The 21007-nt window shown below is 59.6% G+C and carries 21 protein-coding genes; 10 read left to right on the top strand and 11 right to left on the bottom strand.

The features are described 5' to 3' along the window. On the top strand, positions 1-262 hold a 262-nt coding region (locus BLQ55_RS15985; protein ID WP_143011741.1), incomplete at its 5' end, for a transposase. 435 nt (positions 263-697) lie between these two features. On the opposite strand, the gene BLQ55_RS15980 is transcribed toward BLQ55_RS15985, so the two are convergent. Both BLQ55_RS15980 and BLQ55_RS15975 read right to left on the bottom strand, forming a co-directional pair. Continuing rightward, positions 698-949, bottom strand: coding sequence for a bacteriocin immunity protein (locus BLQ55_RS15980; protein WP_092204373.1), 252 nt, complete (start codon positions 947-949; stop codon positions 698-700). Then, a complete protein-coding gene (locus BLQ55_RS15975; protein ID WP_176814221.1) occupies positions 949-3054 on the bottom strand; it encodes an S-type pyocin domain-containing protein in 2106 nt (701 codons plus the stop codon). Before BLQ55_RS15975 ends, BLQ55_RS15980 begins: the two co-directional genes overlap by 1 nt. Before the next feature lie 375 nt (positions 3055-3429). Here BLQ55_RS15975 and BLQ55_RS15970 point away from each other — a divergent pair, with 375 nt between their 5' ends. The 3 genes from BLQ55_RS15970 (at position 3430) to BLQ55_RS15960 (ending at position 4725) form a co-directional block, all read left to right on the top strand. Then, positions 3430-3780 carry a DUF6124 family protein gene (locus BLQ55_RS15970; RefSeq protein WP_092204375.1) on the top strand — a complete coding sequence of 117 codons (351 nt, stop codon included), beginning with the start codon at positions 3430-3432 and terminating at the stop codon, positions 3778-3780. A 355-nt stretch (positions 3781-4135) separates the two neighbouring features. Beyond that, positions 4136-4426, top strand: a complete 291-nt coding sequence (locus BLQ55_RS15965) for a Phd-YefM (RefSeq protein WP_092204376.1) — start codon at positions 4136-4138, stop codon at positions 4424-4426. A gap of 11 nt (positions 4427-4437) precedes the next feature. Then, positions 4438-4725, top strand: a complete 288-nt coding sequence (locus BLQ55_RS15960; protein WP_063322588.1) for a type II toxin-antitoxin system RelE family toxin — start codon at positions 4438-4440, stop codon at positions 4723-4725. A gap of 145 nt (positions 4726-4870) precedes the next feature. On the opposite strand, the gene adeC is transcribed toward BLQ55_RS15960, so the two are convergent. The 3 genes from adeC to BLQ55_RS15945 are packed head-to-tail and all read right to left on the bottom strand — an operon-like array spanning position 4871 to position 10650. After that, the gene (gene adeC / locus BLQ55_RS15955; protein ID WP_092204377.1) at positions 4871-6328 is read right to left on the bottom strand and encodes an AdeC/AdeK/OprM family multidrug efflux complex outer membrane factor; all 1458 of its coding nucleotides are present in this window, start codon (positions 6326-6328) and stop codon (positions 4871-4873) included. Beyond that, positions 6325-9489, bottom strand: a complete 3165-nt coding sequence (gene emhB / locus BLQ55_RS15950) for an efflux RND transporter permease subunit EmhB (protein ID WP_092255069.1) — start codon at positions 9487-9489, stop codon at positions 6325-6327. The genes adeC and emhB overlap by 4 nt, the downstream gene beginning before the upstream one ends. A 3-nt stretch (positions 9490-9492) precedes the next feature. Continuing rightward, positions 9493-10650, bottom strand: a complete 1158-nt coding sequence (locus BLQ55_RS15945; protein ID WP_092204379.1) for an efflux RND transporter periplasmic adaptor subunit — start codon at positions 10648-10650, stop codon at positions 9493-9495. 265 nt (positions 10651-10915) lie between these two features. On the opposite strand from BLQ55_RS15945, the gene BLQ55_RS15940 reads away from it, so the two are divergent. Next, a complete protein-coding gene (locus tag BLQ55_RS15940) occupies positions 10916-11548 on the top strand; it encodes a TetR family transcriptional regulator (protein ID WP_060738814.1) in 633 nt (210 codons plus the stop codon). Between the two features lie 214 nt (positions 11549-11762). Here the strand turns inward: BLQ55_RS15940 and BLQ55_RS15935 are convergent, their stop codons facing one another. The 4 genes from BLQ55_RS15935 to BLQ55_RS15920 form a co-directional block, all read right to left on the bottom strand. Then, entirely contained in the window at positions 11763-12278 is a 516-nt protein-coding gene (locus BLQ55_RS15935) for a hypothetical protein (RefSeq protein WP_092255066.1), read from the bottom strand. A 321-nt stretch (positions 12279-12599) separates the two neighbouring features. Beyond that, positions 12600-13649, bottom strand: a complete 1050-nt coding sequence (locus BLQ55_RS15930; RefSeq protein ID WP_092204381.1) for an alkene reductase — start codon at positions 13647-13649, stop codon at positions 12600-12602. A gap of 31 nt (positions 13650-13680) precedes the next feature. Continuing rightward, positions 13681-14847, bottom strand: coding sequence for an MFS transporter (locus BLQ55_RS15925; protein WP_092204382.1), 1167 nt, complete (start codon positions 14845-14847; stop codon positions 13681-13683). A 17-nt stretch (positions 14848-14864) separates the two neighbouring features. After that, complete coding sequence (locus BLQ55_RS15920; RefSeq protein WP_092204383.1) at positions 14865-15167, bottom strand: ArsR/SmtB family transcription factor; 303 nt, start codon at positions 15165-15167, stop codon at positions 14865-14867. Between the two features lie 156 nt (positions 15168-15323). Here BLQ55_RS15920 and BLQ55_RS15915 point away from each other — a divergent pair, with 156 nt between their 5' ends. Beyond that, entirely contained in the window at positions 15324-15908 is a 585-nt protein-coding gene (locus BLQ55_RS15915; RefSeq protein ID WP_092255063.1) for an acyl carrier protein phosphodiesterase, read from the top strand. A 113-nt stretch (positions 15909-16021) separates the two neighbouring features. Here the strand turns inward: BLQ55_RS15915 and BLQ55_RS15910 are convergent, their stop codons facing one another. Further along, complete coding sequence (locus BLQ55_RS15910; protein ID WP_060738810.1) at positions 16022-16813, bottom strand: lysophospholipid acyltransferase family protein; 792 nt, start codon at positions 16811-16813, stop codon at positions 16022-16024. After that, positions 16813-17568: an L-ornithine N(alpha)-acyltransferase gene (olsB, locus tag BLQ55_RS15905; RefSeq protein ID WP_092204386.1), complete on the bottom strand. Its 756-nt coding sequence runs from the start codon at positions 17566-17568 to the stop codon at positions 16813-16815. Before olsB ends, BLQ55_RS15910 begins: the two co-directional genes overlap by 1 nt. Positions 17569-17714: 146 nt before the next feature. Between olsB and BLQ55_RS15900 the strand changes: the two genes are divergently transcribed. From BLQ55_RS15900 to BLQ55_RS15885, 4 genes are all read left to right on the top strand, one after another. Beyond that, complete coding sequence (locus tag BLQ55_RS15900; RefSeq protein WP_092255059.1) at positions 17715-18587, top strand: acyl-CoA dehydrogenase family protein; 873 nt, start codon at positions 17715-17717, stop codon at positions 18585-18587. A 180-nt stretch (positions 18588-18767) separates the two neighbouring features. Continuing rightward, positions 18768-19862, top strand: coding sequence for a serine hydrolase domain-containing protein (locus BLQ55_RS15895; protein WP_092255054.1), 1095 nt, complete (start codon positions 18768-18770; stop codon positions 19860-19862). After that, on the top strand, positions 19859-20167 hold the full coding sequence (locus tag BLQ55_RS15890) for an amidase (RefSeq protein ID WP_092255051.1): 309 nt from the start codon (positions 19859-19861) through the stop codon (positions 20165-20167). Before BLQ55_RS15895 ends, BLQ55_RS15890 begins: the two co-directional genes overlap by 4 nt. A gap of 248 nt (positions 20168-20415) precedes the next feature. After that, positions 20416-21006, top strand: a complete 591-nt coding sequence (locus BLQ55_RS15885) for a YceI family protein (RefSeq protein ID WP_092204390.1) — start codon at positions 20416-20418, stop codon at positions 21004-21006. Position 21007: the final 1 nt, after the last annotated feature.

The raw sequence follows: 21007 nt of genomic DNA, 5'->3' as shown, positions 1-21007 counted from the left end.
AGTTATCCCGTTTTTTGTCTTCCCACCCGCCATCCGGAAAGTGATTTACACGACCAACGCAATCGAGAGCATCAACGCTCAACTGCGAAAGATCATCAAAACGAGGGGACACTTCCCAACCGATGATGCTGCCACCAAATTAATCTGGCTCGGCTTGCGCAATATCACGGCAAACTGGGGCAGTGCGGCCCACGACTGGAAAAGTGCCATGAATCAGTTCGCGATCCTGTACGGGGACCGGTTCATCAGGCCGACGTGGTAAATGAAGGCCTGCTTAACGGCAGGCCGTCACCGGCCCGCACACAAAAAATCTGACACTCCCGGCAGCTCACTTTTGAGAAACCGGCGCGGCCCGGCGAAAAGTAAGTAAAACGCTTTTTGCCCCACCACTCGGTGCCTCGCTTAGGCTCGGCATGCGCCGCGAATGGCCATCCATGGCCCAGCGCGGCTATCCCGGCATCCATGCCGGGATGCCCACTGCGCAATACCTGCGTTCGGCCATCGTAGTTAACGGGGCGCCGAGATCAACGTCCACCGCGAGGCGGCCTTATAGCCGACCTGGCTCTGCCGGTCGTACTCCGATCCCATTGTGGGAGCGAGCCTGGTCGCGGAGGCGTCGATGCGTTCAGCGAGGGCACGTCAGAGAGCCCCTTCTACGGCTGACTTCAGCGGTAGAAGGAGTGATATGTTCCAAGGATCAAGGTTGCTTGAATCCTGGCTTTCCGTTGGCGGCACGCCAGGTTTTTACCTTGCTCACTATTTCTTCTGGGCTGTCTTTGCCATCTTCCGGGTAATAAATTAGATCTATGCCAGAAGGATGTTCTGTAATTCGCTCAAACTCTAGCGCAGCAGCTGTATGCGCTTCATCTGACGGGTAATCCACATTGCAGATTTTTACAACGAATGCTAAGAACTCTGACTCAGTCATTTCAGCTATTGATATGCTCATTATTTTTGCTCCTTATGAGTTTCAATGTGACGCTTAGGTGTCATTACGTAAATGTTGTCAATATGATAAACCTCACCTCCATGGGAGACGTACTGTTTGTGGTGCAGTTCATACCTAATACGACCTCCTACTCGTTCAGGTTTGTTAGGGAAGGCTGCTAACCCTCTTTTCATTCGCTCCAGGTTGTGTCGATTAAATTGTCGTGAAAGCGACGGATCATCAGCTACGGCTTTCCAGAAGCTTTCTCTAAACTTTTTGAAGCTTCTAAACTCTTTGCCTCTTAGCTTTCGCGCAATCTGTAATGGAATAGGTGCTCCTTCCCCTTGTGATGCCGCATCCAACCAAATCCCGAAAACGGGGGCTCCTATACCCCACGAAACCCCGGGGTCCTCTCTCCGATCTCTGAACATAACGTACAGAGGCGGCAAACCTGAGTCGATTGGAAAAACAAAAACATAGTCATCAAAACTGCTTTCGGCTATCTCTGGAAATGAGTCGATTCTTCCCTCAACGGGCGTTACGGAAGCTCCTGTATGAATAAGCGGCGAAGGTGGTTCAGTGGGAAGTGTCGTGGAGCCGTTTCCTGGTACTACAACAGGGGGCCAGGTCAAGGTTGTTGAGGGTGAGTTTCCAACCGTGGCGGTGTAAATATTTTGCTGAGCATCATAGGTAGCCGCCACTACCCTGACTTTGGGAAGATTGGGTATACCTTCGGCTTTGATCACGAGAAGTTCTGACTGACCATCTACTGTATCTCTGGAGCTGAGGCGTACAGGTAAGTCAATTGTTTGGTCAGTAGTAGGTATGATCTGCAGATCGCTGTCTTGCAATGGGGCCAGGTCTGAAAGTGGCGTACTAAAGTAAAACCGTTGCGGTAATTCGCCGTTCGCCAACTTAGGCGAATAGATCAGTGCTGCAACTCCTACAAAAAATCCAGACGCTGTGCCTGCTAAAACATCGGCCAGCGATGCAAGTGCAAGTTGAATGGCTCTGCCCAAATCTAAAGCTGCGCCTTCAACCGCAGCAATCGTTCCGGCTGATGTAACGATCATCGGTCGGGCAGTAGCCACAGCTCCAGCTATATGGAATTGATTGGCTTTGGCAAGATCAGATTCGCGATTGAGTCGCCCCGCATGCAACCAAGGCACACGAGCTTGATGGTTATTGATCTCCCTCGTCAAAACGTCGATATGCTGTCTGGTAGGCGATTCAGGGAGGTGAGTGCTGTGGGGGCTGGAGGGAAGATGGTCGAACCTAATTCGTTCTTCTATGTTGCTTTTATAAGGTTGAGGCGGATGTGCGTTGAATATCTCTTCAAGATCGTTCCGTGTTTCCATAGACAGAACTACGTCGTTATGTCGATTCGTAGTGATAGATGGATTGAGACTTTGCTGGCCTGAAGCGAAAGAATGCGTGAATCCCTGTTGGTTAGATAACGTATCGATGCGCTCCTGAAAATTTTTCTGTTTTGCGGCATCAATCGTTGCACGAGCAGAGGTCATTGCTTGTAACTTTTCATTCAGAATTCTGATTTCTTCGGTCAGGACCTTCGCCGTGTAAGCTGCGGTGATGGACCGTAACCATCTGTTGTAAATGTCCGTCGATGGCTCTCTGCTGCCTTGAAGTATGTTTACGAAATCAACTGCATTTTTCTTGATGCTTTTGTGGAGTGGGTCTCTTGCAAAAAAAGTGGCGGCGGCAGCCAAATTGCTCTGCAGCTCGCTTCGTTTATGTGCGATGAGTTGATCAATAGCCTCTTTTTCGAGAACGTGTATTCCCTTGCCTGCTCCAATAGCCATGCCTATTTCATGGTCAAGTTTTGCTTTTAGAAGTCCTATATAGGAATTGTAGGATTTTTCTAAATTATCTTGTTGGGTAGCGATGGTGACGACCACCGCCATAGTCAAGGATTCAGATTTAATATTTTTTTTCTTGAAGAAATTCTGAATTTCAGAAATGTCGACGACTGTTCCGCTCCACGCTAAGGGTCTCGAAATATATCCGGGTGATTCCGTGGATAGTGGCGGATGCGGTGATGGCTGCTCGGGTTTTATGATCGTTGGAGGCAGTTCAATTTGTAGAGGTGGCCTTTTAGGGTTCTGCATAAGCCTTCCTGGCATTGAAGTAGAGGTAGGTAGGCCTTAATAAACTAGTTCTGCATGTTCCGAGGGACAACCTTAAAAGCTCGTCGGAAAATTCTTGATGGTTGTCAGAACGTCTTACGCCTCAGTCGTTTTTTCTTGTAGCTCTTTTCGTCATCCCTATCTGAGCACTTATTTAAAGTGTGGGGAAAGTTTGCGGTGGTCTGACAGACGCGGCGAATTTTCCGACGAGGTTTTAAGGTTGCTGCTCGGAAGCGGTATCTCTAGCTTGTACGTGTCGCTGCCAATCCAGCGACCGGGACTGCAAGCCCGCCGAATTCGTTAGGCGCCAGCGCCCGGACCCACGTCTGGGGCTTCAATTGATGCAGGAGCGCCGTTATGAAAAAACATCATCCTTATTCGCCATCAGAGAGCACCTTCCCCTACAACGACCCCGATCCAGAAAAGCTCCAAGAGGCCGCAGACCGAGCACTCGATTACCATCTGGGCACCCACCCTGATCCCAAACCCAAAACCTCAACACAAGTCTTCACCGTCATCGATACCATCGACACCGAGTGTCTCCTGGCCAATCTCAGCGAAACCCTAGCCTCGGCCAATGCCATGGTCAGTGACCTGGCGTTCGAGTTGGAGGGCTCGCGGCGGCATGTCGCGCTCGGCGTGGCGCAGATGATCGAGCTGAGTGAGTTGTTGGCCAATCGAGCGCTGGATATCGTCGACCCGCGTTAGCAGGTTGAGCCTTATTGTGGCGAGGGGATTTAGAGAAACGCCGCACTGCCCCGCTGCGCAGCAGTCCTCATATTACCGCCCCGGTTCAGCAGATGTTGCATCGAACCTTTTTGGGTTGGTTGCGCAACTCAGCGGGGCGGTGCGACGTTTCTCTAAATCCCCTCGCCACAGGATTGTGCCTAGTCAAAAAACGGTGCCTGGCGGCAGCGGGTGCTTTTGTGTGGGGGAAGATCTGTAGAGTGCGCAACCGGTCGGGAGCTGTTTTTTTAACTTGATTTGTGCTTGTTTAAGCGCAACACTTTACGCATAAAGGTATGTATAAATATGTGTAATTTAATGTGCTGGGAGGTTGGTTATGGCCGCGCTATTGGAACGGGCTGATCAGGCGGTATCCGTTACCGCAATGGTCAGGAGCTTCAGCGCGAAGCTCAAGGAGGTCTCGAGTCGCGCAACCGAAAGACTGGTTATTTTCAAGGACAATGAGCCGGCAGCCGTGATTATTAATGTCGATGCCTATCAGGAAATGCTTGATGAACTGGAAAACCTTCGCGTCGAAGCGACAGCTCGCGAGCGGCTGATCAATTTTGATCAGGCCAAGGCCATCAGTCATGAGGCTATGCGAGCGCGGTACGCCAAAAACGACTGAAGGAGGGGTGAATGGTTTGGGGGGTTATCTACCATCCGGAGGTTCAGGACGATCTGGATCAGTTGGGGGCGGCAGCGGCGAACCGTATCCTTGATGTCATTGAAGAGCGGATTGTCAGGGGAGAGCCGGACAAAACCGGTCAGCCGCTCAGGGCCAGCCTGGCTGGATGTCGAAGAATTCGAACAGGTGATACGCGTATCGTTTATAGAGTCGATGGGAAGGCAATTCAGGTGTTGATCGTGGCCGTCGGTGCTCGGCGAGACAAGGAAGTTTACGACGCAGCGCAGCGTCGTCTCTAAGTAACCCTCTGGATTTTCCTGGGGGCACAAGCTATGCGAGTGCTTTGCACTTGAGCGGGGATGAATCCCTTTGCCACAGGTGGGGTCCTTAAAACAAAAAAGCCCACCTTTCGGTGGGCTTCGTGTTTCTGCAGTCAAGCGTCAATCAGAACAATTTCATCTTCGGCGCTTCTTCTTTCACCGGTTCGTTCTTGCCCGTCTCGGCGTTCCAACCACCGCCCAGTGCCTTGTACAAATTGACCTCGCTGGTCAGTTGCGCAAGGCGGTCAGTGATCAGCGACTGTTGGGCGCTGAACAACTGGCGCTGGGCATCGAGGAAGGTCAGGTTGCTGTCGACGCCGATGCGGTAGCGACGCTCGGCCAGGCGGTAGTAGTCCTGGTTGGCGGCGACGAAGTCGGTCTGGGCCTGCAACTGTTCGTTGTAGGTCTGGCGCGCGGCCAGGCCGTCGGAGACTTCCTGGAACGCTGTCTGAATCGACTTCTCGTACTGCGCGACGTTGATGTCTTTCTGGATCTTGGCGTAGTCCAGGCTTGCCCGCAGGCTGCCGGCGTTGAAGATCGGCAGGTTGATTTGCGGTGCGAAGGACCAGGTGCCCGAACCACCCTTGAACAGGCCGGACAGGTCCGGGCTCAAGGTGCCGGCGTTGGCCGTCAGGCTGATGCTCGGGAAGAACGCGGCCCGCGCGGCGCCGATGCTGGCGTTGGCGGCCAGCAGGTTGCGTTCGGCCTGTAGGATGTCCGGACGACGTTGCAGCAGGTCCGACGGCAGCCCGGCCGGCACTTCGCTGAGCAGGTCATCGCTCAACGGTTGCGAGTTCAGGTTGGCTGGCAGGCCGGTGCCCAGCAGCAGGGTCAGGCTGTTTTCGTCCTGGGCGACCTGGCGGGTGTAGCGGGCCAGTTGCACACGGGCGTTTTCCACAGCGGTACGCGCCTGGCTCAGGTCCAGGGCCGAGGCCACGCCGACTTCGGCGCTGCGCGAGGTCAGCTTGAAGCTTTGCTCATAGGCCCCGAGGGTGTCCTGGGTCAGCTTGAGCAGTTCCTTGTCGGCCTGCCAGGTCAGGTAGGCATTGGCGACGTTGGCCACCAGGCTGATCTGGGTGCTGCGGCGGGCTTCTTCGGTGGCGAAGTAGCTTTGCAACGCTTGCTCGCTCAGGCTACGGACCCGACCGAACAGGTCCAGTTCATAGGCGCTGATGCCCAGGGTGGCCGAGTAGGAACTGCTGATGGACGCTTCACCGGTTTGCGAAGCCCGTGCCGGTACCCGCTGGCGGCTGCCGGCACCGGTGGCCGAGACCGCCGGGAACAGATCAGCGCGCTGGATGCGGTATTGCGCGGCGTAGGCATCGATGTTCAGCGCCGCGACGCGCAGGTCGCGGTTGTTTTCCAGGGCGACCTGGATCAGCTGTTGCAACGCCGGGTCATGGAAAAACTGCTTCCAGCCTTGCTCGGCGGCGGCCTGGCCGGGCGCCTTGGCTGCCTCGTAGGCCGGCCCTTGCGGGTACTGCGCCGCGACCGGTGCTTCGGGCCGCTGATAGTCGGGGATCAGCGAGCAACCGCTGAGCACGACGGCGGCGATGGTCAGGGAGAGGAGCGACTTGCTCATTGGCCAGCCTCTTTAGAAGTTTCAGGAGTATCGTCCTGGTCCGCATTTTTGCGGCGACCTATCGACGACACGGTCACGAAGAACAAGGGCACCCAGAAAATCGCCAGGATGGTAGCCGTCAACATGCCGCCGATCACACCGGTACCAATGGCGTGCTGGCTGCCCGAGCCGGCGCCGGTGGAAATCGCCAGCGGGACCACGCCGAGGACGAACGCCAGCGAGGTCATGATAATCGGCCGCAGACGCATCCTACAGGCTTCGATGGCGGCTTCCACCAGCGTTCGCCCTTGTTCGTGGAGTTCCTTGGCGAATTCCACGATCAGAATGGCGTTTTTCGCCGCCAGGCCGATGGTTGTCAACAGGCCCACCTGGAAGTACACATCGTTGGACAGGCCGCGCAAGCTGGTGGCCATCAAGGCACCGATGATCCCCAGTGGCACCACGAGCATGACCGCGATCGGAATCGACCAGCTTTCATACAGCGCCGCCAGGCACAGGAACACCATCAGCAGCGACAAGGCATACAACGCCGGCGCCTGGGAACCCGACAGGCGTTCCTCATAGGACAGGCCCGTCCAGGAAATACCCACGCCGGCCGGCAGCTTCTTGGCGATGGCTTCGACTTCGGCCATGGCTTCACCGGTGGAATAACCCGGTGCCGGGGTCCCGAGGATCTCCATCGCTTCCACGCCGTTGTAACGCGCCAGTTTCGGCGAGCCGTAGACCCACTCGCCCTTGGCGAACGCAGAGAACGGCACCATGGTCCCGGCGCTGTTGCGTACGTACCACTTCTTCAGGTCCTCGGGGCTCATGCGCGAGTTCGGCTGGCCCTGGACATACACCCGCTTCACCCGACCACGGTCGATGAAGTCGTTCACGTAGTTACTGCCCAGTGCAATCGACAGGGTGTTGTTGATCTCCGAGAGCGTGATGCCCAGCGCGCTGGCCTTCTCGTCATCGATTTCCAACTGGTATTGCGGTTCATCGTTCAGACCGTTCGGACGTACCTGGGCCAGCACCTTGCTCTGGGACGCCATGCCGAGGAACTGGTTACGGGCTTCCATCAGCTTGTCGTGGCCGATGCCGGCACGGTCCTGCAGGAACACGTCGAAACCGGTGGCGTTACCCAGTTCCATCACCGCTGGCGGGGCGAAGGCGAACACCATGGCGTCGCGGAAGGTGAAGAAGTGTTGCTGGGCGCGGCCAGCGATCTTGAACACGGTGTTGTCAGCGTTACGCTCTTCCCACGGCTTGAGCATGATGAATGCCAGGCCCGAGCTTTGGCCACGACCGGCGAAGTTGAAGCCGGTCACGGTGAACACCGAGGCCACACCGTCGCCTTCGCCACCGTCCTTGCTGGGGCGCAGCAGGAATTCGCGCATGTTGTCCACCACCACTTGGGTGCGCTCGGCACTGGAGCCGGCCGGTGTCTGTACCTGGGCAAACAACACGCCCTGGTCTTCTTCCGGCAGGAACGCCGTCGGGATGCGGGTGAACAGCCAGACCATGCCGACCACGATGATCACGTAGGCCAACAGGTACGGGGCCTTGTGCTTGAGCATGTTGCCCACGCCACGTTCGTAGCTCCTGACGCCACGGTCGAAGCTGCGGTTGAACCAGCCGAAGAAGCCACGTTTTGGCGTGCCGTGCTCGCCTTTCGGAATGGCCTTGAGCATGGTGGCGCACAGGGCAGGGGTGAAGATCAGTGCCACCAGTACCGACAGGGCCATGGCCGAGACGATGGTGATGGAGAACTGCTTGTAGATCACACCGGTGGAACCGCCGAAGAACGCCATCGGCAGCAGTACCGCCGAGAGCACCAGGGCGATACCCACCAGGGCCCCCTGGATCTGCCCCATGGATTTCTTGGTGGCTTCCTTGGGCGACAGGCCTTCTTCGCTCATCACCCGTTCGACGTTTTCCACCACGACGATGGCGTCGTCCACCAGCAAGCCGATGGCCAGTACCATGCCGAACATGGTCAGGGTGTTGATGCTGAAGCCGAATGCCGCGAGGATCCCGAAGGTGCCCAGCAGTACCACCGGCACGGTCATCGTGGTGATGATGGTGGCGCGGAAGTTCTGCAGGAACAGGAACATCACCAGGAACACCAGCACGACCGCTTCGACCAGGGTCTCGACCACGCCCTTGATCGACTCGCTCACCACCGGGGTGGTGTCGTACGGGAACACCACTTCCAGGCCTTGCGGGAAGAATGGCTTGAGGTCGTCAACGGTCTTGCGCAGGGCCTTGGCCGTGTCGAGGGCGTTGGCGCCGGTGGCGAGCCTCACCGCCAGGCCGGAAGCCGGGGCACCGTTGAACTGGGCGTTGATGCTGTAGTTTTCACCGCCGAGGGCGACATCCGCCACATCGCCGACACGCACTTGCGAGCCGTCCGGATTGACCTTGAGCAAGATGGCCTTGAACTGCTCGGCGGTCTGCAGGCGGGTCTTGCCGATGATGGTGGCGTTCAGTTGCTGGCCGGGCATGGCAGGCAGGCCGCCGAGCTGGCCGGACGCGATCTGGACGTTCTGCGCGGAAATGGCCGTGCTCACATCCACCGGGGTCAGGTTGAAGTTGTTCAGCTTGGCCGGGTCGAGCCAGATCCGCATCGCGTACTGGGCGCCGAAGACCTGGAAGTCACCGACACCGGCAGTGCGCGAGATCGGGTCCTGCATGTTGGACACGATGTAGTTGGACAGGTCTTCCCGGGTCATGCTGCCGTCACGCGACACCACGCCGATCACCATCAGGAAGTTTCGCACTGACTTGGTGACGCGGATGCCCTGTTGCTGCACTTCTTGCGGCAGCAATGGGGTGGCCAGGTTCAGCTTGTTCTGGACCTGGACCTGGGCGGTATCGGAGTTGGTGCCCTGCTCGAAGGTCGCGGTGATGGTCATGCTGCCGTCGGAGTTACTTTCCGAGGACACATAACGCAGGTTGTCGATACCGTTGAGCTGCTGTTCGATCACCTGCACCACGGTGTCCTGCACGGTTTGCGCGGACGCACCCGGGTAGGTCACTTGAATTGCAATGGCCGGCGGCGCGATGCTCGGGTACTGGTTGATCGGCAACTTGAGGATCGAAAGGGCCCCGACCAGCATGATCACCAGGGCGATCACCCAGGCGAAAATCGGACGGTCGATAAAAAATTTCGACATGGTTTACTCCCCTTTGCCGCCGGCGGCTTTATCAGCTGCCTTTGCGGGGGCCGGGTTCTTGGTGCCAACGTTGGTGGCTTCGGTGGCGTTGACCACCACGCCAGGGCGGACGAACTGCAACCCTTCGGTGATCAGGCGATCGCCGGCCTTGAGCCCGTCTTCGATCAGCCACTGACTGCCGACGGTGCGGCTGGCCTTGAGCTGGCGCAGCTCGACCTTGTTGTCCGCGCCCACCACCAGGGCGGTTGGAGTGCCCTTGAGGTCGCGGGTCACGCCTTGCTGCGGTGCCAGGATCGCCGCGCTGTTCACACCGGCCTGCAATTGCGCGTGGACGAACATGCCCGGCAGCAGGGTGTGATCAGGGTTGGGGAACACGGCGCGCAAAGTCACGGAGCCGGTGGTCTGGTCAACCGACACTTCAGAGAATTCCAACTTGCCTTCGTGCGGATACTGGCTGCCGTCTTCCAGGGTCAGCTTGACCATGGCCGCGTTCTCGCCGGCCTTTTGCAAACGGCCGCTTTCCAGTTCGCGGCGCAGTTGCAGCAGCTCGACCGAGCTCTGCGTCACGTCGACATAGATCGGGTCCAGTTGCTGAATGGTTGCCAGGGCATCAGTCTGGCCGTTGCTCACCAGCGCACCCTCGGTGACCGAGGAGCGGCCGATGCGACCGGAAATCGGTGCGTAGACCTTGGTGTAGCGCACATTGATCTGGGCAGTCTGCAGGTTGGCTTCCGATTCCAGGCGATTGGCCACGGCGGTATCGTATTCCTGACGGCTCACCGCCTGTTCATCCACCAGCTGCTTATAGCGGTCGGCAATCGACTTGGTGGAGCGCAGGTTGGCCTCGGCGCTCTTGAGGGTCGCTTCGTAGACCGCAGGGTCGATCTGGTACAGCTGCTGGCCGGCCTTGACGTCGGCGCCTTCCTTGAACAGGCGCTTGAGAATGATGCCGTTGACCTGTGGCCGTACTTCGGCGACGCGGAACGCGCTGGTGCGGCCCGGCAGTTCCGAGGTCAAGGTGAAGGGCTGGGTCTTGAGGGTTACGACGCCGACCTGAGGAGGGGGTGCTGCAGGGGCAGCCTCTTCCTTTTTGCATCCGCTGAGCAGCGATGCCAGGGCGATGGCGGTAACCAGAGCAGTAACAGCTGGCTTGAATTGCATGGAAATCCTCGGGTCCAGGCGCGCAAGGGGCGCACTCGAAGGTGGAAGGTAAAAAGCAGCAGTAATTCAATTAGTAGGATGCTAAGAAATATACTTACGTACACGGTTGTTTGTAAACAGCCAAATTGCGTAATATCCGGATTTACAAAAGCCTGACAAAGGGCACGGGTAGATCGGGGGCGCGCTTCAAGCGACGTCGCCCCATATTCTGTTCTGCTGATTCTTACGCATTGCTGACGCAATCCTGATTGAGGTGTTTACTGCCATGGTCCGTCGTACCAAAGAGGAAGCCCAGGAGACTCGCAGCCAGATAGTCGAAGCGGCCGAAAAGGCGTTCTTCGAGCGAGGCGTGGCCCGCACCACTCTGGCGGATATCGCGACGCTGGCCGGCGTGACGCGCGGTGCCATCTATTGGCATTTCAGCAACAAGGCGGACCTGCTCCAGGCCATGCTCGATACCTTGCATGAGCCGCTCGATGACCTGGCCCGGGCCAGTGAGAATGAAGAGGAGCTTGACCCGCTGGGCTGTACGCGCAAGCTGCTGGTGCAATTGTTTCAACAAGTTGCCCTGGACCCGAAGACCCGACGCATTAATGAGATTCTGTTCCATAAGTGTGAATTCACCGATGAAATGTGCGATCTGCGCCAGCAGCGGCGCCAAGTCAGTCTCGACTGTAATGTGCGTATTGCCTTGTCGTTGCGCAATGCGATGAATCGCGGCCAGCTACCGGCGGACCTGGAACCGGAAAGGGCGGCGATTGCCCTGCATGCCTATGTCGACGGTATCCTTTATCAGTGGCTGCTGGCCCCCGATAGCTTCCCCCTGGCCGGTGAGGCTGAGCGCTGGGTGGATATCGGGCTGGATATGCTGCGCCTGAGCCCTAGCCTGCGCAAATGAAACAAAATGCGTAATTGCTTCGGCTTGTTTCATGACAAGTGTTCGAAATGGCTTTTATAAACTGAATGCTGTCGTGGTTGAAAGGCAATCATGAACAAATTTTGTAGCGGATTTGTTTCGTGACCGGCAGCGACTCCGTCGGCTCCCGATCCCCACGGAGTCAGCTTGCAGGAGAACCGTCGGCTCATGTCAACGTCTTGGCGTGGCCGCAGGCTCACCGACCTGGTTCGATAATGAGGCGAACGGTGTAGTTGAAGGGGGGTTCAAGCATCTTCCGGGAAATTTCCGACCGGCATGTGTATTCGCCATTGCCGGTGTAAGTCGTGTTGCTCTTCCACGTCGGCTTATAGCTGGGTTCCAAAGCGCCAGGCACGATGGAGACTTGCAAGCGGGTGTGCATTTGACATTCAAAGTTGAAATGGCTCATTTCATAATTAAGGACCAGTTCGACAGGTTTGACTTTTTTTAATGTCGGGCGCCAGCCAGATCCGGGATAGGTGTAATCCCTGAAGTGCTCGATATGGAATCTATAAGTTGATTTCGGATCGATGTCATGGGCGCTCAAGGAAAAATCCTCGGCCTGGGGTGGGTCGGTTAGCAGGTTGTTCATTTTCATTGTGCCGCGGGTGTTGTTGGCAATCTCCACGGTCACTTCGGTATTGGCCTGGCTGTGGGCAACCATGACGGGGCCCAGCAGGAGGGCGATAATGAAGTTTTTCAGGATGTTCATGGTGAGGCATCTCTCATAAATACACGGCTCGCTGGCATTCGCCTGCAAACTGATGGTGTCTGGTTAGTGGGTGTTGCTGGAGTGTCTAAGTTCTTAGTGTGGGGTTGGATGAGCTGTAAGTTTCAATCCTTGTATTCAGTGGATGGTGCGTTCGAGCGTTATTATTAGCGCCGTTGCATGATTGAATCCATGTCGGATGAAAGTTGCCTTGTTATTTAATGTTGCTGTTCGCGGTTGTTGCGCGCGGCTGAAGTTTTGCAAGTATAAAAAAGCCCCGGCTCTTTCGAGTCGGGGCTTTTTTATACAGCGGCTGGTGCGGGCTTACATCACGGGGTAATCAATGTACCCCACTGGGCCTTTCCCATAGAAAGTTTCAGGATGCGGCTCGTTCAACGGTGCATTGGCCTTCAGGCGTGCCGGCAAGTCCGGGTTGGCAATGAACGGAACCCCGAACGCGACCGCGTCAGCCTTGCCTGCCGCCAGCCAGGCGTTGGCGCTGTCTTTGGTGAAACGTTCGTTGATGATGTACGGGCCGCCGAAGGCTTGCTTGAGTTGCGGACCGATGCTGTCATCGCCTTCTTTCTCACGGGAGCAGATGAAGGCGATGCCGCGCTTGCCCAGTTCACGGGCCACGTAGCTGAACGTCTCCAGACGGTTTTCGTCGCCCATGTCATGGGAGTCCGCCCGAGGCGCCAGGTGCACGCCCACTCGGCCGGCACCCCAGACCTCAATGGCTGCGTCGGTCACTTCCAGCAGCAGGCGGGCACGGTTTTCCAGGGAGCCGCCGTACTGGTCGGTGCGCTGGTTGGTGCTGCTTTGCAGGAACTGGTCGAGCAGGTAGCCGTTGGCGCCATGGATTTCCACGCCGTCGAAACCCGCGGCCTTGGCATTCTCGGCACCGACGCGGTAGGCGTCGACAATGTCGGCGATTTCAGCGGTTTCCAGGGCGCGCGGCGTCGGGTAGTCGGCCAGCGGACGGACCAGGCTCACGTGGCCTTTGGGCTGGATCGCGCTAGGCGCCACCGGGGTTTCGCCATTGAGGTACGACGGATGGGAGATCCGGCCCACGTGCCACAGTTGCAGGAAGATCTTGCCGCCGGCGCCGTGGATCGCCTTGGTGATATTGGCCCAGCCGCGCACCTGGTCGTTGGACCAGATGCCCGGGGTGTCCGGGTAGCCTACGCCCATCGGCGTGACGGAAGTGGCTTCGCTGAGGATCAGGCCGGCGGAGGCGCGTTGCACGTAGTACTCGGCCATCAACGCATTGGGGACGCGGCCTGCGTCGGCGCGGCAGCGGGTGAGTGGAGCCATGATGATGCGGTTCTTCAGCTCGATGTCGCCGAGTTTGATAGGGTCGAAAATAGTCGCCATGGAAATACAACCTCGAAAGTGGAAGGGTTAATCAATGAGTGGCTGGGGCCAGGTCGGCATTGCCGCCCTGGCGGAAAGTGATCAGGGTGACCAGCAGCGCCAGCACGGCCAGCGCGCCGGCGGCCAGGGGCACGGAGGTCAGGCCCAGGCCATGGTCGATGACGCTGCCGCCGACCCAGGCGCCCAGGGCGTTGCCGATGTTGAAGGCGCCGATGTTCAGGGTGGACACCAGGTTGGGTGCATCTTTGCCAAAGGTCACCACGTTGACTTGCAGGGCCGGCACGGCAGCGAAGCAGGCGGTGGCCCAGAGGAACAGGGTGATTTCACTGGGAATCAGCGCCACGCTGGTCCAGCTCAGTACGGTGGACACCACGGCCATGGTGAGGAAGACGCCCATCAGGGTGTTCGCCAGGCTCTTGTCCGCCAGCTTGCCGCCGATGATGTTGCCCAGGGTCAGGCCCAGGCCTATCAGCACCAAGGTCCAGGTCACGCCACGGGGCGACACGCCGGTCACTTCGCCCAGCAACGGGGCGACGTAGGTGAACAGGGTGAACACCGACGCGGAGAACAGCGCGGTCATGCTCAGGGACAGCCACAGGCCGGCGCCTTTGAGCGCTACCAGTTCCGAGCGCATGTCGAGTCTTTCTTCATCGCGCTTGGCCGGCAGGAAGCGGATCAGGCCGATCAGTGCCACCACGCCGATGACAGTCACGGCCCAGAAGGTCGAGCGCCAGCCGGCTTCCTGGCCCAGTGCGGTGCCCAGCGGTACGCCGAGCACGTTGGCCAGGGTCAGGCCGGTGAACATCAGGGCCACGGCCGAGGCGCGCTTGTTGGGCGCCACCAGGCCGGCGGCCACCACCGAACCGATACCGAAGAACGCGCCGTGGCACAGGGCCGTGACCACCCGGGCGAACATCAGCACGTTGTAGTCGCTGGCGATGGCGCAGAGCAGGTTGCCGACGATGAAAATCCCCATCAACGCCACCAGGGCGGCCTTGCGGGGCAGCCGGGCGGTGGCCAGGGCCATGAACGGTGCACCGATGGCCACGCCCAGGGCGTAGCCGGTCACCAGCCAGCCGGCGCCGGGAATCGACACGCCCAGGTCGGCCGCCACGTCTGGCAACAGGCCCATGATGACGAACTCGGTGGTGCCGATGGCGAAGGCGCTCAGGGCCAGGATCAGGAGTGAGAGGGGCATGATGGGTCCTTGTCGGGTCAGAGCTCTTGGCTCATTTGCTTGAGGAACTGCTGGATCGTTTCCTCGTTGCGTTTGAAGAAGTGCCATTGACCGACCTTCTGGCTGGTGATCAGCCCCGCCCGTTGCAACACCGCCAAGTGCGCAGACACCGTGGATTGCGACAGGCCGCAACGCTGGTCGATCTGCCCGGCGCAAATGCCGAACTCGTGGTTGTGCAACTGCTCGGGGAACTGGACCTTGGGGTCTTTGAGCCAGTTGAGGATGTCTCGCCGTACTGGGTGCGCCAGGGCTTTTATTATTTCGTCGAGGTCGAGGGTCATGGGTGGCAAGCTCAAGTGAGTAAAACGCTATATCGCGATAGAGCGAACCTTAAATCGTTATTTCGCGATACACCAATATGGATTTGATCTGAATGCCGAACAAATCGCTATATCGGGTTATAACGATATGGGCGCGGGAGTGCTAAGCTGCGGGCCATGAATTATCTCGCGCACCTGCACCTCGGCGGCCCTGGCCGGGAACAACTGCTCGGCAGCCTCTACGGCGACTTCGTCAAAGGGCCGTTGCAAGGGCAGTACGATCCGCAGATCGAAGCGGCGATTGCCCTGCATCGGCGCATCGACATGTACACCGACCGCCATCCCTTGGTGGACATTGCCCTGTCGCGTTTTTCCACGGTGCGACGGCGCTATGCCGGGATCGTGCTCGACGTGTTTTTCGACCACTGCCTGGCCCGGGACTGGGCGTTGTACGGCGAAGGGCCGCTGGTGGATTTCACGTCCCGTGTCTACCAGGTACTGCGCACCGAACCGCAGTTGCCAGGGCGCCTGGCACAGATCGCGCCGTATATGGCGGCGGATGACTGGCTGGGGTCTTATCGGGAATTCGACGTGCTGGGGCAGGTACTGCGCGGCATTTCCCGCCGCCTGTCCCGGCCCGAGGAACTGGCCGGGGCGATGGCGGAGTTGATCGAGCTTTATGAGCCGCTGAGCGAAGACTTCGGCTTGTTCTACCCTCAGCTTCAGGATTTTGCCCAAAACCAAGTCACGCCGCAGATCTAGTTGTGGGAGCGAGCTTGCTCGCGATAGCGGTCTATCAGCCAGCTCATCTGCTGAATGTTAAGCCGCTATCGCGAGCAAGCTCGCTCCCACAAGGGATCTCCACAAGATCCGGTTCAAGCCGCGATGGCAGGCCGCATTGGCGCTTGCTGTTTCTCGGGTATCGTTCCGAACAACGCCTTGTGCACCGCCTGTTGCGCCTGGAACGCCAGGGCCGCGCGTTCCTGGCCGTGGCAGGCAATCGGTTCCAGCAGGTGAATGTGCACGTCGCCCCGATCATTGGCGAACAGGCGCATCAGGTGCGACAGCAAATCATCATCGCCAATGAACGGTGCCAGCGAATCCGGCTCACCGTCGCGCAGGTAACGGATCGCCACCGGCTGCAACGCCACATCGGCATCAATGGCGGCAGACAACAAGCGCCCATGGAACGTGCGCAGGGATCGGCCATCGGTGGTGGTGCCTTCCGGGAACATCAGCAGCGGATGGGCCTGTTCCAGGTGGCGGCTCATTTGTTTGCGGATCAGTTGGCTGTCACCCGACCCGCGCCGGATAAACAGGCTGCCGGCCTTGGCGGCCAGCCATCCGGCCACCGGCCAGGTGCGCACTTCGGCCTTGGACAGGAATGACATCGGTGTGAGCATGCCCAGCAACGGGATGTCGGTCCAGGACACATGGTTACTGACCCACAGCATCGGCCGTTGCGGCAGTTGACCGTGGACAGTGACTGAAAAGGGCAGGGCATGGCTCAGCCGCGCCATGAAGAACCGCGACCAGCGCTGGCGACGGACCATCGAGTTGGCGACCCCAAGGCGTTCGAACAGGCCGAACACGCTGGCCATGCTCAGGCCCAGGGTCACCACCAGCAAGACTCGCGCGATACGCGCGTACACCCGCAGCCGGCTCATCACACGGCTGCCTTGAAGTGGCGGGCGTAGCGCGGGCAGAGTTCGTCGCGCTTGAGCAGGATGAACACGTCGGCCACCTGGAAGTCCTCGTCCCAGCACGGCTCACCGCAAATCTTCGCGCCCAGGCGCATGTAGGCCTTGAGCAGCGGTGGCATTTCGGCGATCACGTTGGACGGCACGTCCAAGGTCGGCAACGGTTTTTTCGGCACGGCTTGCAGGTGTTCGGTGCACAGGTAGCGTTCGCGCAGGCGCTGCATGATTGCCTGGGCCTGAATGCCGCCATCCTGCATCGGAATGCTTGCGCAGCCCATCAGGTAGCTGTAGCCGCCTTCGTTCAGGACTTCGGCCAGTTCGCCCCAGAGCACCGCGATGGTGCCGCCGTTGCGGTAGGCCGGGTCGACGCAGGTACGGCCGATTTCCAGGATCGGGCCCTTGAGATGGACCAGGCCGTGGAGGCTGAATTCTTCTTCGCTGTAGAACCGGCCCAGGCTGCTGGCGGCCTGGTGGTCGAGCAGGCGCGTGGTCGCCACGAGGCGGCCAGTGTTCAGGTCGCGTACGCCGATGTGGGCGCAGTGAACATCATAGTCATCCATGTCCAGACCCACTTCCGCGCCTTTGAGCTTGGCGTTGAATTCGCCGCTGAAGACGTTGAAGCGCAGGGCCTGGGCTTCTTGCAAGGCGTGGGCGCCGATCAGGCGTTCGGCTTGCAGGCGGCGTTCATTGCCGGTGTCGCTGATGCGGGCGATCTGGGTCATAGCGAATCTCCGTGCGGGCTGTTCAGTTGCAGCCTGTCGACTTTCTTTATGCAGCCATGTTGTGCAAAGTCAGGCTATGTAGCCCCGGTGTCATCGCCATGAAGCTTTGGTGATGCTTATATGACAGCCTTCAAGGAGCCCCTCTCATGCCCTGGCACACCCTGATCGAACGTGGCGAGCGCCTGCCCACTTATCCGGACCTGGCTGAAGGTTATGCCGCGTTGCTGCAAAGCCTGGGGCCGGTGACGCCGTTCGAGTTGGCCGTGGTCGGGGCTCGGTCGATGGCCACGCCGGGGCTGGCGTTCCTGGTGGGGTACCAGGCGGCGCTGCGGGTGCTTTGGCCGAGCGCGCCCCAGAGCCTTGGCGCCCTGTGTGCCACCGAACAACGCAGCCTGCGCCCGGCGGACATGCAAACCCGCCTCGACGACTTGCGCCTGAGCGGACGCAAGGATTTCGTCACCGCGGGCGACGCCGCCGAGTGGCTGCTGATTGCCGCTCGCAGCGAAGCGCCCGGCGAAACGCCACGGCTGAACCTGGCAGTGGCCTATGCGGGCGAGCCCGGCGTGACCCTGGAAAAACTCCCCGCCATGGGCCTGATGCCGGACATCAGCCATGGCCGCGTGCGGCTCGAAGGCGCGCTGTGCGAGTTGCTGGCCGGTGATGGCTGGGACGCCTACGTCAAGCCGTTCCGCACCCTGGAAGACCTTTATGTACTCAGTGCGATGGCGGCCTGGTTGTATGGCGTCGGGCAGGAATGTGCCTGGCCCCAGGTGTTGCAACTGCGCCTGCTGGCGTTGCTTGCCGGCTGTGCGGAGGTGAGTCGCCACAACCCTTCCAGCCCTGTCGGGCATGTGCTGCTGGGCGGGTTGTTCGCCCAGTTCCAAGGGCTCGACGGCGAACTCGACGCTGCCCTGGCCGCCGGGCCTGCGGCCTGGCGCGAGATGTGGACGCGGGATAAAGGGGTGATGGACCTTGCGGCGGGGGCGCGGGCCAAGCGGTTGGCCAAGGCGTTGGGATAGCCCTCCAAACGACCATCCCTTGTGGGAGCGAGCTTGCTCGCGATAGCGCTGGATCAGCGACAATGATGTTGGCTGACACTCCGCTATCGCGAGCAAGCTCGCTCCCACAGGGGGCACACAAACTCAAATTGTCATCAAGTCTGCATAGGCTCTGAAGGTTAAACCCTGTGGGCCCCAAGCATGTCCAAAGGCTGGTTCCTGATCCCGCTGCTGATATTCAACCTGAGCGTCCAGGCCGAAGACTGGCCCGGCGAGCAATGGCCAAGCGGCCCGACCCCGAGCGGGCCGGCCATCGAAGCCCTGGAACAATACGCCTTCCCACTCCGGGACGATGCCAGCCGTGAGGGCATCCGCACCGATGCGCTGCTGGTGATCCAGGACGGTCGACTGGTCTATGAACGCTACGCCGGGCCGACCACCGTCCAGACGCCGCACCTGACCTGGTCCATCAGCAAAAGCCTGCTGGCGACGGTGTTCGGCGTGGCCTACGGTGAACAGCGCTTTGCCCTGGACGATCCGGCAGTCAAGTACTACCCACCCCTGAACCGGCATCCTGGCCTGACCCTGGCCGATCTTTTCCACTGGGCGTCCGGCCTGGACTGGCAGGAGGACTACGAATACGCGCCGCTCAAGTCCTCGGTGGTGGCGATGCTCTATACCCGCGGGCGTCATGACATGGCGGCGTTTACCGCACGGCATGAAAGCTTCAGCCCCCCGGGGCAGGCGTTTCGTTATTCCAGCGGTGACAGCAACCTGTTGGCGGCGGCCCTGAAAAACATCGTCGGTGCGGCACGTTATCCCGATTATCCCTGGACGGCCCTGTTCGAGCCCCTGGGCATCCGCCATGCGACTTGGGAAACCGACGCCAGCGGCACGTTCGTGGGATCGTCCTATGCCTACCTCACGGCGCGGGATCTGGCGCGTGTCGGGTTGTTGATGCAACGGGACGGCCGCTGGGGCGAACGGCAACTGATCCCCGAGGATTGGGTCGCGTTCAGCCGCGAACCGTTCGTGCACTTCCAGGCCGACCAGGACGAAGCCGTGCCGGGCGGGCACTGGTGGCTCAACCGCGGCGCCGATCCGGGGCTCCACCCCTGGCCCGATGCGCCGCCGGATACCTTCGCCGCGCTGGGCCATTGGGGCCAGGCGCTGTACGTCATCCCCAGCGCCAGACTGGTGATCGTGCGCTACGGCGACGACCGCGACGGGAGCTATCGCCATAACGAACTGCTCAAGCGCGCCATGGCGGCGTTCGCCGGGAAGGTGCAGCCATGAGGCGCAAAATCTTGCTGACCTTGCTGTCGGTGCTGCTTATTGCCCTGTTCAGTTGGGTCTGGCTGGAGCGGGTGGCATTGCGGGCCTTTCCCGACATCATCAGTGCCTACACCGCCAAGGAATACTGCTCATGCCGCTATGTGATGCAGCAACCGGCGGACTATTGCCGTGGCTATGTGAAGCAGTCGGTGCCCATCAGCGACTTTCTCGAAACCGCTGAAGCGAAACGCATTACCGTCAGCGGGTTGGGACGTAGCCACAGTGCGCGGTGGATGGGCGCGCGGATGGGGTGTCGGTTGGAGTAACTCGAGAACGGCGCGAACCTGTGGCGAGGGGATTTATCCCCGTTGGGTTGCGCAGCAACCCCAAACAGGCGATGCGGTCCGTCTGATAGGCCTCATAGTCAGCTATAGGGCCGCTGCGCGGCCCAACGGGGATAAATCCCCTCGCCACAGGAACTTGTGTGTTTCTGGAAGTTGTTGAAACAGACTGTTTGCAAGCGCCCTCGGCCCGGTTAAGGTTCGCCACAGGTTTATCTGCCCCCCGAGTGTGTATGTTCAAGCGGTTTTCCCCTCGCGCCGTCGCCAGCTTGCTGCTGGCCTGCGCAGCGCTGCCGGCCCAGGCCGACTGGTACCTGGACGGCGAATCGTCGCGGCTGTCGTTTATCAGCAGCAAAAACGGCAACGTTTCCGAGGTCCAGCGGTTCCTGGTGCTGCACGGCCAAGTCCAGCCCGACGGTTTGGCGCGCCTGGAAGTGGAGCTGGAATCCATCAACAGCGGCATCCCCCTGCGGGACGAGCGCATGCGCGCCGAGTTGTTCCAGATCAAGCAATTCGCCGAAGCCACCGTTACCGCCAGGATCGACCTGGCGCCGATCCAGGACCTGGCCAATGGCGCACAGTTGGAGTTGCGCCTGCCGCTGACGGTGAACCTGCACGGCAAGCAGCATGAGTACCCCGTCGAACTGCTGGCGACTCGCCTGGATGAACGTCGCTTCCAAGTGGTGACTTTGGAGCCGGTGGTGCTCAACGCGGCGGATTTCGATCTGGCGCCGGGTCTGGAAAAGCTGCGCCACCTGGCCGGGTTGTCGGCCATCAGCCTGTCGGTGCCGGTGAGTGCGGTGCTGATCTTCACGGCGCGCTGAC

The sequence above is a fragment of the Pseudomonas sp. NFACC13-1 genome, assembly GCF_900104425.1.
GTDB classification, from domain to species: Bacteria; Pseudomonadota; Gammaproteobacteria; order Pseudomonadales; family Pseudomonadaceae; genus Aquipseudomonas; species Aquipseudomonas fluorescens_AA.
Note: the sequence above shows the minus strand (reverse complement) of the source record. Positions and strands in the feature narration are given on the sequence as shown.

Coding starts and splice junctions, on each gene's coding strand:
- olsB (WP_092204386.1), bottom strand. CDS start 17,568: ATGACCCAGATCGCCCGCATCAGCGACACCGGCAATGAACGCCGCCTG.
- adeC (WP_092204377.1), bottom strand. CDS start 6,328: ATGAGCAAGTCGCTCCTCTCCCTGACCATCGCCGCCGTCGTGCTCAGC.
- emhB (WP_092255069.1), bottom strand. CDS start 9,489: ATGTCGAAATTTTTTATCGACCGTCCGATTTTCGCCTGGGTGATCGCC.
- BLQ55_RS15975 (WP_176814221.1), bottom strand. CDS start 3,054: ATGCAGAACCCTAAAAGGCCACCTCTACAAATTGAACTGCCTCCAACG.
- BLQ55_RS15910 (WP_060738810.1), bottom strand. CDS start 16,813: ATGAGCCGGCTGCGGGTGTACGCGCGTATCGCGCGAGTCTTGCTGGTG.
- BLQ55_RS15930 (WP_092204381.1), bottom strand. CDS start 13,649: ATGGCGACTATTTTCGACCCTATCAAACTCGGCGACATCGAGCTGAAG.
- BLQ55_RS15940 (WP_060738814.1), top strand. CDS start 10,916: ATGGTCCGTCGTACCAAAGAGGAAGCCCAGGAGACTCGCAGCCAGATA.
- BLQ55_RS15945 (WP_092204379.1), bottom strand. CDS start 10,650: ATGCAATTCAAGCCAGCTGTTACTGCTCTGGTTACCGCCATCGCCCTG.
- BLQ55_RS15965 (WP_092204376.1), top strand. CDS start 4,136: ATGGCCGCGCTATTGGAACGGGCTGATCAGGCGGTATCCGTTACCGCA.
- BLQ55_RS15920 (WP_092204383.1), bottom strand. CDS start 15,167: ATGACCCTCGACCTCGACGAAATAATAAAAGCCCTGGCGCACCCAGTA.
- BLQ55_RS15980 (WP_092204373.1), bottom strand. CDS start 949: ATGAGCATATCAATAGCTGAAATGACTGAGTCAGAGTTCTTAGCATTC.
- BLQ55_RS15925 (WP_092204382.1), bottom strand. CDS start 14,847: ATGCCCCTCTCACTCCTGATCCTGGCCCTGAGCGCCTTCGCCATCGGC.
- BLQ55_RS15900 (WP_092255059.1), top strand. CDS start 17,715: ATGCCCTGGCACACCCTGATCGAACGTGGCGAGCGCCTGCCCACTTAT.
- BLQ55_RS15935 (WP_092255066.1), bottom strand. CDS start 12,278: ATGAACATCCTGAAAAACTTCATTATCGCCCTCCTGCTGGGCCCCGTC.
- BLQ55_RS15890 (WP_092255051.1), top strand. CDS start 19,859: ATGAGGCGCAAAATCTTGCTGACCTTGCTGTCGGTGCTGCTTATTGCC.
- BLQ55_RS15895 (WP_092255054.1), top strand. CDS start 18,768: ATGTCCAAAGGCTGGTTCCTGATCCCGCTGCTGATATTCAACCTGAGC.
- BLQ55_RS15970 (WP_092204375.1), top strand. CDS start 3,430: ATGAAAAAACATCATCCTTATTCGCCATCAGAGAGCACCTTCCCCTAC.
- BLQ55_RS15960 (WP_063322588.1), top strand. CDS start 4,438: ATGGTTTGGGGGGTTATCTACCATCCGGAGGTTCAGGACGATCTGGAT.
- BLQ55_RS15915 (WP_092255063.1), top strand. CDS start 15,324: ATGAATTATCTCGCGCACCTGCACCTCGGCGGCCCTGGCCGGGAACAA.
- BLQ55_RS15885 (WP_092204390.1), top strand. CDS start 20,416: ATGTTCAAGCGGTTTTCCCCTCGCGCCGTCGCCAGCTTGCTGCTGGCC.